The organism is Myroides albus (assembly GCF_024722315.1).
Classification (GTDB): Bacteria; Bacteroidota; Bacteroidia; order Flavobacteriales; family Flavobacteriaceae; genus Flavobacterium; species Flavobacterium album_A.
Map to the genome: position 1 here is coordinate 1,977,033 of NZ_CP102754.1, position 15,588 is coordinate 1,992,620.

At 34.3% G+C, this 15,588-nt stretch carries 16 protein-coding genes; 14 read left to right on the forward strand and 2 right to left on the reverse strand.

All coding sequences use genetic code 11. From position 1 onward, the window contains the following. The first annotated feature begins 25 nt into the window (after positions 1-25). The 8 genes from NWE55_RS09105 (at position 26) to NWE55_RS09140 (ending at position 7,226) form a co-directional block, all read left to right on the forward strand. Entirely contained in the window at positions 26-433 is a 408-nt protein-coding gene (locus NWE55_RS09105; RefSeq protein ID WP_155091001.1) for a hypothetical protein, read from the forward strand. Between the two features lie 36 nt (positions 434-469). Further along, positions 470-1,063 carry a penicillin-binding protein activator LpoB gene (locus NWE55_RS09110; protein WP_155091000.1) on the forward strand — a complete coding sequence of 198 codons (594 nt, stop codon included), beginning with the start codon at positions 470-472 and terminating at the stop codon, positions 1,061-1,063. 13 nt (positions 1,064-1,076) lie between these two features. After that, on the forward strand, positions 1,077-2,507 hold the full coding sequence (locus tag NWE55_RS09115) for a COG3014 family protein (RefSeq protein ID WP_160339276.1): 1,431 nt from the start codon (positions 1,077-1,079) through the stop codon (positions 2,505-2,507). A 2-nt stretch (positions 2,508-2,509) separates the two neighbouring features. Further along, positions 2,510-2,863, forward strand: coding sequence for a cysteine-rich CWC family protein (locus NWE55_RS09120; RefSeq protein ID WP_155090998.1), 354 nt, complete (start codon positions 2,510-2,512; stop codon positions 2,861-2,863). Between the two features lie 74 nt (positions 2,864-2,937). Then, the gene (locus NWE55_RS09125; protein WP_155090997.1) at positions 2,938-3,876 is read left to right on the forward strand and encodes a mevalonate kinase family protein; all 939 of its coding nucleotides are present in this window, start codon (positions 2,938-2,940) and stop codon (positions 3,874-3,876) included. A gap of 59 nt (positions 3,877-3,935) precedes the next feature. Beyond that, positions 3,936-4,859, forward strand: a complete 924-nt coding sequence (locus NWE55_RS09130) for a geranylgeranylglycerol-phosphate geranylgeranyltransferase (protein WP_155090996.1) — start codon at positions 3,936-3,938, stop codon at positions 4,857-4,859. Positions 4,860-4,931: 72 nt separating this feature from the next. Continuing rightward, positions 4,932-5,819, forward strand: coding sequence for a pseudouridine synthase (locus NWE55_RS09135; RefSeq protein WP_155090995.1), 888 nt, complete (start codon positions 4,932-4,934; stop codon positions 5,817-5,819). A 495-nt stretch (positions 5,820-6,314) separates the two neighbouring features. Then, the gene (locus NWE55_RS09140) at positions 6,315-7,226 is read left to right on the forward strand and encodes an IS982 family transposase (RefSeq protein WP_258204032.1); all 912 of its coding nucleotides are present in this window, start codon (positions 6,315-6,317) and stop codon (positions 7,224-7,226) included. A 16-nt stretch (positions 7,227-7,242) separates the two neighbouring features. On the opposite strand, the gene NWE55_RS09145 is transcribed toward NWE55_RS09140, so the two are convergent. Both NWE55_RS09145 and NWE55_RS09150 read right to left on the reverse strand, forming a co-directional pair. Further along, positions 7,243-7,974: a pirin family protein gene (locus tag NWE55_RS09145; protein ID WP_155090994.1), complete on the reverse strand. Its 732-nt coding sequence runs from the start codon at positions 7,972-7,974 to the stop codon at positions 7,243-7,245. 131 nt (positions 7,975-8,105) lie between these two features. After that, positions 8,106-9,371 (reverse strand): acetyl-CoA hydrolase/transferase family protein, encoded by a 1,266-nt coding sequence (locus NWE55_RS09150; RefSeq protein ID WP_155090993.1) that lies wholly within the window; start codon positions 9,369-9,371, stop codon positions 8,106-8,108. Between the two features lie 158 nt (positions 9,372-9,529). On the opposite strand from NWE55_RS09150, the gene map reads away from it, so the two are divergent. The 6 genes from map (at position 9,530) to pruA (ending at position 15,515) form a co-directional block, all read left to right on the forward strand. Continuing rightward, a complete protein-coding gene (gene map / locus NWE55_RS09155; RefSeq protein WP_155090992.1) occupies positions 9,530-10,348 on the forward strand; it encodes a type I methionyl aminopeptidase in 819 nt (272 codons plus the stop codon). Positions 10,349-10,365: 17 nt separating this feature from the next. Then, on the forward strand, positions 10,366-11,136 hold the full coding sequence (locus NWE55_RS09160) for a class I SAM-dependent methyltransferase (RefSeq protein WP_160339279.1): 771 nt from the start codon (positions 10,366-10,368) through the stop codon (positions 11,134-11,136). A 157-nt stretch (positions 11,137-11,293) separates the two neighbouring features. Next, on the forward strand, positions 11,294-11,953 hold the full coding sequence (gene hxpB, locus NWE55_RS09165; RefSeq protein ID WP_160339280.1) for a hexitol phosphatase HxpB: 660 nt from the start codon (positions 11,294-11,296) through the stop codon (positions 11,951-11,953). A 26-nt stretch (positions 11,954-11,979) separates the two neighbouring features. Then, positions 11,980-13,230, forward strand: coding sequence for a type IX secretion system plug protein (locus NWE55_RS09170; RefSeq protein ID WP_155090989.1), 1,251 nt, complete (start codon positions 11,980-11,982; stop codon positions 13,228-13,230). A gap of 172 nt (positions 13,231-13,402) precedes the next feature. Next, positions 13,403-13,789 (forward strand): Co2+/Mg2+ efflux facilitator ApaG/CorD, encoded by a 387-nt coding sequence (gene apaG, locus NWE55_RS09175; RefSeq protein ID WP_155090988.1) that lies wholly within the window; start codon positions 13,403-13,405, stop codon positions 13,787-13,789. A 100-nt stretch (positions 13,790-13,889) separates the two neighbouring features. After that, positions 13,890-15,515, forward strand: coding sequence for an L-glutamate gamma-semialdehyde dehydrogenase (pruA, locus tag NWE55_RS09180; RefSeq protein WP_155090987.1), 1,626 nt, complete (start codon positions 13,890-13,892; stop codon positions 15,513-15,515). The last annotated feature ends 73 nt before the right edge of the window (positions 15,516-15,588 follow it).

Genomic DNA, 15,588 nt, shown 5'->3' on the forward strand with positions numbered 1-15,588 from the left:
TATTATAAACTAAAAAATTTTGGTTATGAAAAATTTGGTGAAAATATTCGGAATAGTGTTAGGTACTGTCTTGATTGGACAAGTATCTTATGGTCAAGAATTAGTTGAAGATCAGAACCCAAACTATAGAAATAGTATGTATAAATATGTTGCAATTAAAGACTCATTGACTACAACTTTGAGTACTACGGTTCAGGATACATATAAGGCATACGATTGGTATGAGGCTAAGCAAGAGCGAAAAGCGCAACGTAAATTGTGGAAACACGAGGAGCGAATGGCACGAGCTAAGTATGGTAGAAATCACTATTACTCTGATTACTATGGTAATAGTTATGGTGGGTACTATAATGGATACAATAGCGGATGGAATTGGAACTGGTTAAGACCAAGTATTGGTTTTAAAACAGGTAACTGGTTCTTCTCAATTTAAAATAAATAGCTAAACGAAAAATAAAATAAGAAAATTATGCAGATGAAACGTATTGCATTAGCAGCAATCTTAGCAGTGTCAGGATTGTTTATCTCGTCTTGTGGACGTCAAGTAACAAGAGTAAGTACTGATGAAACTATTGATATTAGTGGAAGATGGAATAACTCTGATTCGAGAGAAGTTGCGCAACAAATGACAAAACAAGTATTAGAAGGGCCTTGGATTTATAATTATCAAGATGAGAACGAAGGGAAAAGACCTGTAGTGATTGTTGGTATGGTTTACAATAAAAGTCACGAGCATATTGAAGCTGAAACTTTTGTAAAGGATGTAGAGCAAGCGTTTATTCAGTCACAAAGAGTACGTTTAGTACAAGGTGGTAAAAAACGCGAGGAACTTAGAGGAGAGAGAGCTGATCAACAAACAAATGCATCAGTATCTTCAATGAAAAAATTTGGACTTGAACAAGGTGCAGACTTTATGTTGCAAGGTTCAATTAACTCAATAGTTGATTCTCACAAAAAACAAAAAGTGGTTTATTATCAAGTTAATTTAGAGTTAACTAATATTCAAACAAATGAAGTGGTTTGGGTAGGAGATAAGAAAATCGCTAAATATGTAAAACGTTAATAAATAGACATTCATGGTTTTAAATAGAACCATAAGTATATTACAAAGAACATCAGTGCTTTTTGCGCTGATGTTCTTCGTGTTTGGATGTGCATCATATCACGATAGAATAACTGATTACTATAAGAAGGTAGGTGCAGGTGATTACGTTGAGGCTGAAAAGTCATTAGATAAGAATGCCTTAGTAAAGAAAGATCGAAACAAGCTTTTATATCTTATGGAGAAAGGTAGGTTAGCCCACCTTCAAGGAGAGTATGCTAAGAGTAATAATTATCTGAACGAAGCGGATTTATTGATTGAGGATGCGGTTAAAAGTGTCGGAGATGTTGCTGTCGGCTTATTCTTAAATTCAATGTCTCAAAGTTATAAAAGTGAGGAGTTTGAGATTTTTATGTTGCATTATTACAAGGCATTGAATTATTTGTTTTTAGGAGAAACTCAAGAAGCTGTCGTTGAAGCAAGAAGAATTTCTCTGCAAAATTACGCTCAAGGAGATAAGTATAAAGACAAGACTACTCGCTATTCGAAAGATGCTTTTTCGCTAATTCTTCAGGGGTTGATTTACGAACATGCAAAAAATTACAATGATGCATTTATTGCTTATCGCAATGCAGTGGAAGTTTTTAAATCTGCTCAAGGTTCTTATTACGGTGTGAGTACGCCAAGAGCTTTAAAGATGGATTTATTGCGCATGGCTTATAATCTTGGGTTTACTGGCGAATTAAATGCTTATCAAAAGGAATTCAACTTAAAGTATAATCCTAAAGAGGAAAGTGAAGGAGGAGATTTAGTTATTTTTTGGGAAAATGGTATGGCTCCTATAAAAACGGAAGAGAATATCGTTTTCACTCTTGTAAAAGGTGAAAAGGGAGGACTGTTTTTTACAAATGCTCTTGGAATTATGATTCCTGTTAGTTTAAATATTTCTGGAGGGACTACATTGAATGATGTTCACAGTTTGAATATTGCCTATCCAAAGTATATTGTGCAACAGCCACCTTATTTTAAGGCCTTAGCGAAATCGAATGACTACAACTATTCTTTTGAATTGGTTGAAGATATTGATGCTTTAGCTGTAATGACTTTAAAAGAAAGAGCAGGAAAAGAATTAGGTGATATTTTAACGCGTATGGCAGTTAAAAAAGCAGCTGAATACGCATTGAAAGCAGCAGCAAAATCCAATGGAAAAGACGGAGAGGCAAATGCAGTTCTGGAAGGTATTGGATTCGGAGTACAGTTGTTTAATATGTTTTCAGAGAAAGCAGATACCAGAAACTGGCAAACTTTGCCAGCAAAAGTAAATTATACGCGTATTCCTCTAAAAAAAGGAGAAAATGTAATCAATGTTGAAATGGAACGTCCTACAGGACAACGTTCAACATATAGTATAACCGTTTATGGTACTGGAGGTGTTCAGTTTCATAACTTTGCAACAATGAGGTAAGTATGATTGTAAATAAAGTGTGTACACATTGTAAACAGGAGATAGAATGTAAAGTTGATCAGATTGCTGATTGTGATTGCAGTAAGGTTGAGGTGAGCAATGATACACGTCTTTTTTTGAAACAGACCTATCACAAGTGTTTGTGTAATACCTGTCTTGAAAATATCAATGATTTAGTTGCTCAAGCAAAAGGAAAAGATTTTCCCAAAAGGCGAAGTGAGATGATTGAAGGAGTACATTATTATATCGAAAACGGGTATTTTGTATTTACAGAACTGTATCATTTAATGAAAGGGTATTGCTGTCAAAACGGCTGTAGACATTGTGTTTATGGCTTTAAGAATAGATATTTATAAAAATCCAATTGAAAAAATAACTAAGTGTATAATATTGCTTATTTTTGCATTGAAAAAAAAATCGTAAAGTAACTATGAAAGGACCTTTATTTTATTCAAAAATTCTTCTGTTCGGTGAATATGGAATTATAAAAGATTCAAAGGGATTGTCTATTCCTTATAATTTTTATAATGGAGCTTTGAAGGTTGAAGATAATCTGGAAGGATTTGCTTTAAAGTCAAATGCAAGTTTAAAGAACTTCGCTTTGTATTTAAAGGATTTACAAGAAGCTGAACCGACATTAGTACAGTTTGACATTGATGCTCTTTTAGTAGATATTAATAGAGGTTTGTATTTCGATTCCAGTATTCCTCAAGGATATGGAGTAGGAAGTAGTGGGGCTTTGGTTGCGGCAATTTACGATCAGTACGCAAAGGATAAGATTACAGTTCTTGAAAATTTGACTAAGGACAAGTTGTTGATCCTTAAAGGAATATTCGGTAAGATGGAAGCTTTTTTTCATGGAACAAGTTCTGGTTTAGATCCTTTGAATAGTTATCTGAGTTTACCAATCTTGATTAATTCAAAAGACAATATTGAGCCTACTGGTATCCCTTCTCAAAGTGTTGATGGTAAGGGGGCTGTGTTTTTAATAGATAGCGGTATTGTAGGCGAGACAGCTCCGATGATTACTATCTTTATGGAAAAGCTAAAAGATCAAGGTTTTAGAAACGTATTAAAAGAGCAGTTCATTAAACATACGGACGAATGTGTTGAGAGTTTCTTAAAAGGTGATTTTAAAAACCTTTTTTCAAATACCAAACAACTTTCTGCTGTTGTCTTTAATCATTTTAAACCTATGATTCCTGAGAAGTTTCATCAAGTATGGCAAAAGGGAATTGAAACAAATGATTATTATTTAAAACTTTGTGGATCAGGTGGAGGGGGATATATCCTTGGATTTACTCCTGATATCGAAAAAGCAAAAGAATCATTGAAAGAATATGAATTGGAAGTAGTTTATCAATTCTAAAGAAATAAAATAAAAGTTCTAACCTTTCGCAATCGCGAAATAAACAGGCAATTCACTTAATGTTATCTAGGAAAAATAAAATACTCTTAGCTAAAATATTCAGCTTGTTCTCTGTTGTGAGAGGTTATAACATTTTGATTATTGTTATTGCGCAATATCTTGCATCAATCTTTATTTTTGCTCCTGAAAAAAGAGCATTAGATGTTATTTTAGATTGGAGACTCTTTCTGATTATTTTCGCGTCTTCGTTGGCAATTGCCGGTGGGTATATTATCAATAATTTTTACGATGCAGAGAAAGATTTGATTAACAGGCCAATAAAATCTATGTTAGATCGCCTTGTTAGTCAAGCTACTAAATTAAGAGTTTATTTTGCTCTTAACTTTATTTCTGTTTTATTGCTGATACCCGTTTCTATTCACGCTTCTATTTTCTTTGCGGTATATATTTTCTTACTGTGGTTTTATTCTCATAAGTTGAAGAAGTACCCCTTAGTAGGTAATTTGACTGCTTCTTTATTAGCTATGTTGCCTTTTTTTGGTATATTAATGTACTTTCAATCTTATTATATTGGAATATTTATTCATGCGTTCTTTTTGTATATTCTTATTTTAATACGAGAGTTGCTAAAAGATATGGAAAATATTAAAGGTGATTTTGCAAACGATTACCAAACGATACCTGTTCGATTTGGTGAAAGTGTGGCTAAGCAGGTGGTTAGTGTGTTAGTTTTAATCGCTTTTATTCCGATTTACGTTTTGGTTAGCTATTTGGATATAGGATATATGAACTACTATTTCTATTTAAGCTGTACGGTATTAATCGTGTTTTTGATCATGCTTTGGAAGGCCAATTCAGTATCCGAATATCACAAACTTCACATTAGTTTGAAATTGTTAATCTTGTTAGGTGTATTTTCAATCATGTTAATTAAACCTGATGTTTTAGTTAGTGGTAAGATACTATTAGAAGAAACTTTGTAAGTTTGCACCCTATTTTTAGAAACATTCTTTAATAGAGAATTAGTTTAACTATCTTTGCAAAAATAATTTAATATGAATAACGGTAAGTCAAATTCGAGAAATAATAATAAATCTACTCGTAGTGGTGGTGGTAATACCGATAAGAAGAAGACCTTCAAGCAAGGTGGTAGCAGTGATGGAAAGAAGTTGTATGGGAAATCGAATAAGCCATTTGACAAAAAACCTAAAGTTATAAAACAAGTAAAAGAGTCTGATGAGATTCGTTTAAATAAGTATATCGGTAATTCAGGTGTTTGTTCAAGACGTGAAGCTGATATCTATATCGTTTCGGGAAATGTAAAGGTAAATGGTGAAGTGGTTACGGAATTAGGTTATAAAGTGAAGCCTAATGATGTTGTTAACTTTGACGGTACTGTTATTACCCCTGAAAAAAGAGTATATGTGTTGTTGAATAAGCCTAAGGGATTCTCTACAATTAACGAGGAAGTTGTAAGCCCTGAGAATGTATTGTCATTAGTAAAAGGAGCTGCAAATTATCCAATTGTACCTGTAGGACGTATGGATAAGTCAACACTTGGATTAATGTTGTTTACAAACGATACAGCTCTTATTCAGAAGCTTAATTCTCCTGAGCAGCGTTCTTCTAAAATGTATCAAGTAACTATTGATAAGAACTTGAAGTACGAAGACTTAGAAAAGATACAAAAAGGTGTTTACATTGACGAAAGACGTGTATTCGTTGAGGAGGTTGCTTATGTAGCAGACCAGCCTAAAACTGAGATTGGAATTAAATTGAAAGCATCTAACGTAAAGTTGGTTCGCGCAATTTTCGAAAGTTTAGATTACAATGTGATTAAACTTGATCGCGTGATGTATGGTCCTTTGACAAAGTGGAATTTGCCAAGAGGTAAATGGAGATTCCTTACAGAAGAAGAAGTTAGAAACCTTAAGAATGGCTAATTCTTAATCGTTTTTGTGATATATAAAAGCTCGCTTGTAAAGGCGAGCTTTTTTTATTTTAACTGTAATGATATTCCGTGAACGAGTATCAGAGATTATCGGTGTTACTCTTTGTTGAACCCAGATTAGGCAAACGAAAAGTAATTGTACAAAATAACTTTGAATTAGTGAGTAGAGCCTACCATAGTAAGGTTTTAGAACTAATACAAGAGATATGAATTAGAATTGCTTTGTAGTATTTGACTAATGAATCTGGGTTCAAACTCCGTTTTTTGGGTTAGTAAGTTAAGTGTTACTCCTGTTGTGAAATATCAATTGATTTTCACTCATAAAAAAAGTGAACAGACGCCTGTCTATTCACTTTAATATTTAGATTGAAAGTGTTTATTTAACGTGAGTTCGATATAAGAAAAAGCAAAAAAAAGCTATAAAAAAAGAGATAGGATTAGTATATTTAAGGTTCTGAATCACAAATATTTAACTAAAACTATCTCTATGTTATCTACAGACAAAATTACTGAAATTTATCATGAAGTCGATGAATTTTTTAAAGCATATTCAAATGTTTTGCAATCTCATAGTATTGAATCAGATAGTACAAAGAAAAAACGTAATCGAAAGTCAACACTTAATGCAAGTGAAGTAATGACTATTTTGATTTTATTTCATGATAGTGGTTTTAGATGTTTAAAACATTATTATATTGATTATGTAAAAGTTCATATGCAAAAGGAATTTCCTAAAACTGTTTCTTATAATCGCTTTGTAGAACTACAAAAAACGGTTATTGTACCTTTAGGAATCTTCTTAAAATCTAATAGATTAGGCAAATGTACAGGAGTTTCATTTATAGATTCTACTCCTTTAAGAGTGTCACACATTAAAAGAGAAAAGCAGCATAAAACATTTAAGAATATAGCAACAAAAGGTCAGTGTTCTATTGGTTGGTTTATGGGGTTTAAACTTCATTTAATTATAAATGATAAAGGTGAAATACTTGATTTCTTATTAACTCCAGCCAATGTTGATGATAGAAAACCTTTAAAAGAATTGAATTTTCATAAACGTATTTTTGGTAAACTCTTTGGAGATAAAGGATATATCAGTAAAGATCTTTTTGAACAAATGTTCGTTGATGGAGTACATTTAGTTACTAAAATCAAAAAAAACATGAAGAACTCAATGATGCTACTTGCCGATAAAATACATTTAAAGAAAAGAGCACTTATTGAAACTGTAAATGATGAATTAAAGAATATGTGTCAAGTAGAACATACAAGACACAGATCCTTTAATAATTTTATAGCAAATATGTTAGCTGCTTTGATTACATATTCATACTTCCCGAAAAAGCCTTCTATTAATAATATTAACGACATTATTGATCAAAATAGACTAATAGCTTAAGTCGAACTCACGTTATTTATTGTAAGTACGCAGGAAGTTCCATAGGTACTTCCATTAATAAGACTTGACTATTTTTACTTGCTTTGATAGAGAAAGATTCCTTTTCGTCAAAACCAATCGCATCTCGTCTGTGTAGAACATCTTCTTCTATGCTTATTTCGCCTTCTAATACAAATAGGAATATGCCATTTGATTTGTCTTTTAATTCGTAACGTAGTTCTCTGTCTTGATCTAAATCAGTGAGATGAAACCAAGCATTCTGGTGAATCCAAACCCCTTTGTCGTCTGGGTTAGGCGATAGTATTTGATCCCATTGATTTGCTCGATCCTCTTTGTTTAGCTTAAGTTGATCGTAACGTGGTTTTACATTTAGTTTATTTGGAAATAGCCAGATTTGTAGGAATTGTGAGGCGTTAGTTTCATCTGGATTAAACTCACTGTGATTAATACCTGTTCCTGCACTCATCACTTGAATTTCTCCTGTGTTTATAATAGTGCCGTTTCCCATGCTGTCTTTATGTGATAGACTGCCATTTAGCGGAATAGAAATGATTTCCATATTCTCATGTGGATGTGTTCCAAATCCCATTCCAGGAGCTACATAATCGTCATTTAAAACTCGAAGAACACCAAAGTGTATTCTCTCGTTGTTTTGGTAATTTGCGAAGCTAAAAGTATGATATGATTTTAGCCAACCGTGGTTAGCATATCCTCTACTGTCAGCTCTAAATATAAGTTTGTTGTTCATAATTTTACCCTTTTAAATTCACTTACAAAGTTAAGATATGTTCCCTCATACCAACTTAATATAGGTTAAGAAGGAGGTAGTCATCCGAGAAGAAATAAAAAAGAGTAACTTTCTAAGTTACTCTTTTTAAATTATCTTGTTAAACTGTAATATTCTTTAATAATATCATCTCTAAAGTCAGGATGAGCAATATTGGCTAAAGCATGTACCCTTTGGTCAATAGTCTTTCCTCGGAGATCTGCAACTCCATATTCTGTTACAATAAATTGTGCGTGTGCTCTTGACGTGACTACACCAGCGCCAGGTTTAAGAGTGGGAACAATTTTATTTTCACCTTTCTTAGTTGTAGCGGATAGAGCGATAATAGCTTTACCTCCCTCGCTCATTGTGGCTCCACGCATAAAGTCTACTTGACCGCCCACACCTGAGTATAATCGGTGTCCAATAGAGTCAGCAACTATTTGACCAGTAAGGTCAATTTCTACAGCAGAATTAATGGCAACTACTTTAGGGTTTTGTCTAATGACAAAAGGATCATTGGTATAGCAAGATTCTCTTAATTCAAAGAAAGGATTATTGTCAATATACTTATATAAGCGTTCTGTACCAACACAGAAAGTAGAAGTCGCTTTTCGATTCGTTGTTACTTGTTTAGAACAATCAAGTGCTCCTGCCTCAATGAGGTCAATCACTCCATCAGCAAACATTTCGGTATGTAGTCCTAAGTGTTTGTGATTTCTAAGTTTAAGTAAAACTGCTTCGGGAATTGAGCCAATTCCCATTTGTAATGTACTGCCGTCGTCAATCATTTCAGCGATAAAACTGCCTATCTTATCTTCAGCGTCACTAATAGTTGAACTATACTCTGTAAGAATAGGGGTGTCATGATGTACTAAAACGTCAATTTGAGATAGGTGTAAAGTAGCATCACCAAAAGTACGCGGTAAGTAGTTGTTTACTTGTGCAATAACTAACTTAGCTGTTTCTATTGCTGCAGGTTCAGCTACAACTGATGGTCCTAATGAACAAAAACCATTAGCATCAGGCGTTGATACTTGAAGGAGTACGACATCTAAAGGAACTAATCCACTTCTAAATAGCTTTGGTAGTTCACTCAAAAACACTGGTGTATAACTGCCATTGCCTGCTTTGATTGTATGTCTTACATTTCCACCAATGAAAAAGGAATTTACCTTAAAGCTCTCTTTGTATTTGGGGTCAGCATATGGTGCTGATCCCAGCGTGTGTATATGAGAAAATTCAACGTTTTTTAACTCGTCAGCTCTCGCAACAATTGCATCTATTAAGTGATTGGGAGTAGAGGCTACCGAGTGTAAGTATATTCGGTCATTTGATTTTATCAATTTGGCTGCTTCTACTGCTGTCAGGTGTTTCATTGTAGTGTTTTAATAATGTTAATACTGTTGTAGCGGTTAATAGATTAGCTGGACTAAATTACGCTTTTGCTTTTGATAGCCAAAGCAAAAACTATATCTATTCATTTTTTTCATTGAATCTAAAAACGTAATTTTGTAACACTAAAAAAATACAAGGTATGATTATTCCAAAAACTCCAGAAGAAATTGAGTTGATGAGACAAAGTGCCCTATTAGTTTCAAAAACATTAGGGATGCTCGCAACGGAACTAAAGCCAGGAGTAACGACTTTAGAATTAGATAGAAAAGCGGAAGAATTTATTAGAGATCACGGTGCTGTGCCTGGATTTAAAGGACTTTATGGTTGTCCATCTTCTATTTTGACAAGTGTAAATGAACAAATCGTACACGGATTACCTACCGATAAACCTATTGTAGAAGGGGATATCGTTTCTATTGACTGTGGTACTGTTATGAATGGTTTTTATGGAGATCATGCATATACATTTGAAGTTGGTGAAGTTGCACCAGAAGTAAAGAAGTTATTACAAATCACAAAAGAATCTCTATACGTGGGTATTCGTGAGTTCCGAATTGGAAATCGCGTGGAAGATGTAGGTAGTGCTATTCAAAGATATTGCGAGGCTGAAGGATATACTGTTGTTCGCGAGTTAGTAGGTCACGGACTGGGTAGAAAAATGCACGAAGATCCTGAAATGCCAAACTACGGTAAGCCTGGTAGAGGGAAGAAATTTATCGAAGGACAAGTAGTTGCAATTGAACCTATGATTAATTTAGGTACTCGCAACATCAAGCAATTAAACGATGGCTGGACTATCGTTACTCGTGATGGAAAGCCTTCTGCGCATTTTGAACACGATGTAGCTATGGTTAATGGAAAGCCTGAATTGTTATCTACTTTCCAGTATATCTATCAAGCATTGGGTATTGTGAGTAACGAAGAGGATGAGTTTAGAGCTAAACCTTTAGTGCTTTAATTCTCCTTAATTCTTTTATGAAGAAATTATTCAAAACGATATTGAACATTGTACCTCGGCCGATTTTAATTCGGCTGAGTTATATTGTTCGCCCTGTTTTGGCTTTATATCTTAAAGGCAGTCGTTATACTGACCCAATAGATGGTAAAAGCTTTCGTTCGTTTTTGCCTTATGGTTATGCTACACAACGTCATAACGTACTTTCTCCAAGTACACTTTCTTTAGAAAGACACCGCCTTTTATGGCTTTATTTAAAGAGTGAAACAGATTTTTTTACTGCTTCAAAAACTGTACTTCATTTTGCTCCTGAGCAAGCTTTCTACAAAAGATTTAAGAAACAGGCTAATCTGTCGTATACTACAACTGATTTAGAATCTCCTTTGGCCGATGTAAAGGCTGATATATGTAATCTTCCCTTTGAAGATGATAGTTTTGATGTCATCCTTTGTAATCATGTATTAGAACATATACCTGATGATACTAAGGCGATGCAAGAATTATATCGCATTTTAAAACCTGGTGGTATGGGGATTTTTCAAATACCTCAAGACTTATCACGTGAAGTGACTTTTCAAGACGACTCTATTACAGACCCAAAAGAGCGTACACGTATTTTTGGACAGTATGATCACGTTAGGGTTTATGGGCGTGATTACTTTGACAAACTTAGAGCTATAGGTTTTCAAGTTGAAGAAGTATATTACACAGATAAGCTAACTGCTGAGCAAATCGACAGGTATTGTTTAGCGGCTGGAGAGATCATTCCAGTGTGTTATAAAACAATATAATCCTATTCATTGCAAAGGTGATTTTACAACCTTTTTTTATTCAATAGTACTAGTTTGCATCATCTCCTTATGTATAGTTGTTAGCTTAGGACCAATGTCTTTTCGATTCCTTTGATATTTCAGTATCTTCGTTTGCGAATAATAAAAAAGAGATACGATGATAGATACAGTAATATTTGACATGGACGGTACGTTAATTGACTCTGAGAAATTCTGGCAACAAGCAGAAAGGGAGGTGTTTACTGAACTTGGTGCTGTCTGGGAAGAAGAAATTGCACATCAAACGACTGGTAAAACTGTTCGTGAAGTAACGGAATTATGGTATAGTATGTACCCATGGGAAGGTAAGACATTTGAGGAGGTTGAAAAGGCTGTTATTGATCGTGTAGGGGAGTTAATACAGGAACAAGGAGAAGCAAAAGTAGGCGTAGTTGAAACGTTGAAATTCTTGAAACAGAATGGGATCAAGATAGGATTAGCAACTAACTCAACTGTGGGGTTAATTGATGTAGCTGTAGATAAACTTAATATTAGAAGTTACTTTGAAACATTGGTTTCTGCTTTTGAGGTACCTAATGGCAAACCCGCTCCAGATGTGTACTTAAAAGCTGCTGCAAATTTAGGTTCTTTGCCTATTCATTGCGCTGCTGTTGAAGATTCAATTACGGGATCTCAATCTGGTCGTAATGCTGGAATGACTGTAATTGCGATTCCCGATAACCTTCCATACGACGATGAGCGATTTAACTTTGTAGATTATAAGTTACACAGCATGTTGGATTTCGAAAAAGTAATCAGTCCTATTTTAAAAAAATAGTATCTTAGGGTTTTAAATAGATCATCATGCTTTCAAAAATCTCTATTCTCTTGTGTACTTTGTTTACGGTGGTATCCATGGGACAAGTTCCTCAAAATATTACTGTAGATTATATTAAGTCGGCCTCGTTTATGAGGGGAAATCAATCGACATTTCCCCATTTTAGATTAGGAGAGAGTTTTACATTAGAATTTGATGACTTATATGGAGATGAAAGCAACTATTATTATAGAGTAAAAGCTTATAATTACGATTGGACCCCTTCTAAGTTGAGGACGATTGAGTATATCGATGGAATGGATAATCAGCGTATACGCAGTTATGAAAACTCGTTTAATACCTTACAAGATTATACGCATTACAGTTTGACTTTGCCCAATTCCCAATATAAGATCACCAAGAGTGGTAATTATGCCTTAGAGATTTACGACGATCAAAATGAGGTTGTCATCCGAAGAAAGTTTGTCTTGTATGAGGATAATGCCAAGGTGTCTTTACAAGTAAAAAGGACAAGAAACTTGGACTTTTACGATTCGAAACAGCGCTTGGAGTTCAGTGTCCCTATGGGAGAAGCTGAGTATCAGAACCCCATGAAAAATATTAAAGTTGCAATCTTTCAGAATGGCAGATGGGATAGCTTTTTACACAATATTGCACCTCAGTATATTATTGGAACAGACTTGGTTTACAAATATGATGAGGAAACACAGTTCTGGGGAGGTAATCAGTATTTGAATTTCGACAACAGCGATATTCGACAAGTGAACAATATGATTGGAGCGACAAATGTAACGAATGGTATTTATAATACATATTTGCATATCAATGAGAGTAGAAGGGCAAAGGTGTATACGTATTTTCCCGATTTGAATGGTCACTTTTATCCTCGTATGATTAACCAGTATAAGAAGGTTTCGACGGAGGGAGAGTATAGCTGGGTTTATTTTTCGTATAGTCCAGAGTTAGATATGCCTGAGAATACCGATTACTACGTTACGGGAATGTTTAATGATTACGAGTTGACATCAAGTAATAAGTTGGTGTATAATGAGGAGAAAGATGTCTATGAGAAGGCGATATTAATTAAGCAAGGGTTCACTAACTTCAATTACACAGCAACTGTTGATCGAAAGGTTGCTCCAGAGTGGAATGCAGATGGTAATTTTGCATTGACAACCAATACTTACCAAGTAATAGTGTATTACAGAGGAAGTATCGATCTATATGATCGTGCAATAGGCTACGGATTTATCAATGCACAAGATATTACAAACTAACAATGTGCAAAATGCGAATGGTTTTCTGATAATTTGCAGTGATTAAAATTGTGATATTGTTATTAAAAAAGCGTATATGTTTAATATAATTTACTTTTAAAGCTTTTTAACTCTAAAAATTGGGGATTCTGCTATAAAATGATTAGTTTTGATGTATCAATTAGCAATAATTATGATTACGAAGGTAACCAAAGGTGTGAAGATATCTATAAAAACGGCTTATGAAGGTAGTTTTTATAGAAAAAAGAAGCTTAGTTATGCTTTTACTTATGAAATAACTATTGAAAATCACTCTGATGCAATCATACAGATAGACTCTCGTTTTTGGAAGATTTTTGACTCTACTAACGGATTTGAGTTTGTGCAAGGAGAAGGGATAGTTGGACAGCAACCTATATTGTATCCTGATGATTCACATACCTATCGAAGTGGGTGTGTTCTGGAGTCTACTATGGGAACTATGGAGGGAAATTATACCGTAAATAACTTATTGGATAATTCTACATTTAAAGTTTTAATTCCGCGTTTTCAATTAATAGCACCATTCAGTATGAACTAAATACTGTTGCTTTTAAAGGAGATAAGCGAAATATCTTCCTTTATTTTTATTTATATTTGTAATCATTCAATTTTTAATAAACTACTTAAACATAACAAATATGCCAAAAGGAATCTATAATGTTCCAAAAGCTGTAAATGAGCCTGTAAAATCATACGCTCCTGGAACTACAGAGAGAGAGTTGACGTTGAACTCTTTTAAAGAGCAATACAATTCTCAAGTTGATATCCCATTATATATTGGTGGAGAAGAAATCAGAACTGGAAATACAAAAGATTTATTTCCTCCTTTTGATCACAAACATAAATTAGGTGTTTATCACCAAGCAGATAAAGCATTAGTAGAAAAAGCTATTGCTACAGCTTTAGAAGCAAAGAAGAAATGGGCTGCTATGCCATGGGAGCACAGAGCTTCGATTTTCTTAAAAGCTGCTGAATTATTAGCAGGTCCTTACCGTGCTAAGATTAATGCTGCTACAATGATCGCTCAAGCGAAAACATTACATCAAGCTGAAATTGACTCTGCATGTGAGTTTATTGACTTCTTGAGATTCAATGTAGAATATATGACTCAGATCTATGCTGAACAACCAACTTCAACAGATGGTGTTTGGAATAGATTAGAGCACAGACCATTAGAGGGATTTGTTTATGCAATTACACCATTTAACTTTACTGCAATTTCGGGTAACTTACCGTCTTCAGTTGCAATGATGGGGAACGTAGTTGTATGGAAACCTTCTGCTACTCAAATTTACTCTGCAAGAGTAATTGTTGAGGTATTCAAACAAGCTGGTTTACCTGATGGTGTAATCAATGTTGTTTATGGAGACTCAGCTATGATTACTGATACTTTGTTAGCAAGCCCTGATTTTGCTGGTATTCACTTTACTGGATCAACAGGTGTGTTTAACAGTATGTGGAATAAAATTGGTCAAAATATCAATAACTATAAAACATACCCTCGTATCGTAGGAGAAACAGGAGGAAAGGATTACGTTTTAGCGCATCCATCTGCTTGTCCAAAAGAAGTAGCTGTTGCTCTTACAAGAGGTGCTTTTGAATACCAAGGACAAAAGTGTTCTGCTGCATCAAGAGCTTACATTCCTGCTTCATTATGGGATAAAGTAAAAGATTTTATGGCAGCTGATTTAGCTACTATTAAAATGGGATCACCAGAAGATCCAACAAATTACGTTTCTTCAGTTATCTCTGAAAGCTCTTTTGATAAGTTAGCAAAAGCAATAGACCAAGCAAAAGCGGCAAGTGATGCTGAAGTAATCTTAGGTGGTAAATATGACAAATCGGTTGGTTATTTCATTGAACCAACTGTAATTTTGACTTCAAATCCTAAGTACGATACGATGCAGACTGAATTATTCGGACCTGTATTAACTATCTATGTGTATGAAGATGCTAAATGGACAGAAACATTAAAATTAGTAGACGAAACTTCTGCTTACGCATTAACAGGTGCAATTTTCTCTAAATGCCGTTATGCAATTGTTGAGGCTACTGAAGCATTAGTAAACTCAGCTGGTAACTTCTACATTAATGATAAACCAACTGGAGCTGTGGTTGGTCAACAACCTTTTGGTGGAGCAAGAGCTTCAGGAACTAACGATAAAGCTGGTTCAGTATTGAACTTATTACGTTGGGTTTCTCCAAGAACAATTAAGGAAACTTTTGTTCCTGCAACTGATTATAAATATCCTTTCTTAGGATAATATAATATATTAAAGGCGGTTGCAACTGTTGCTAACCGCCTTTTTTTATTAACACTTAGATTCAATTCAGTGC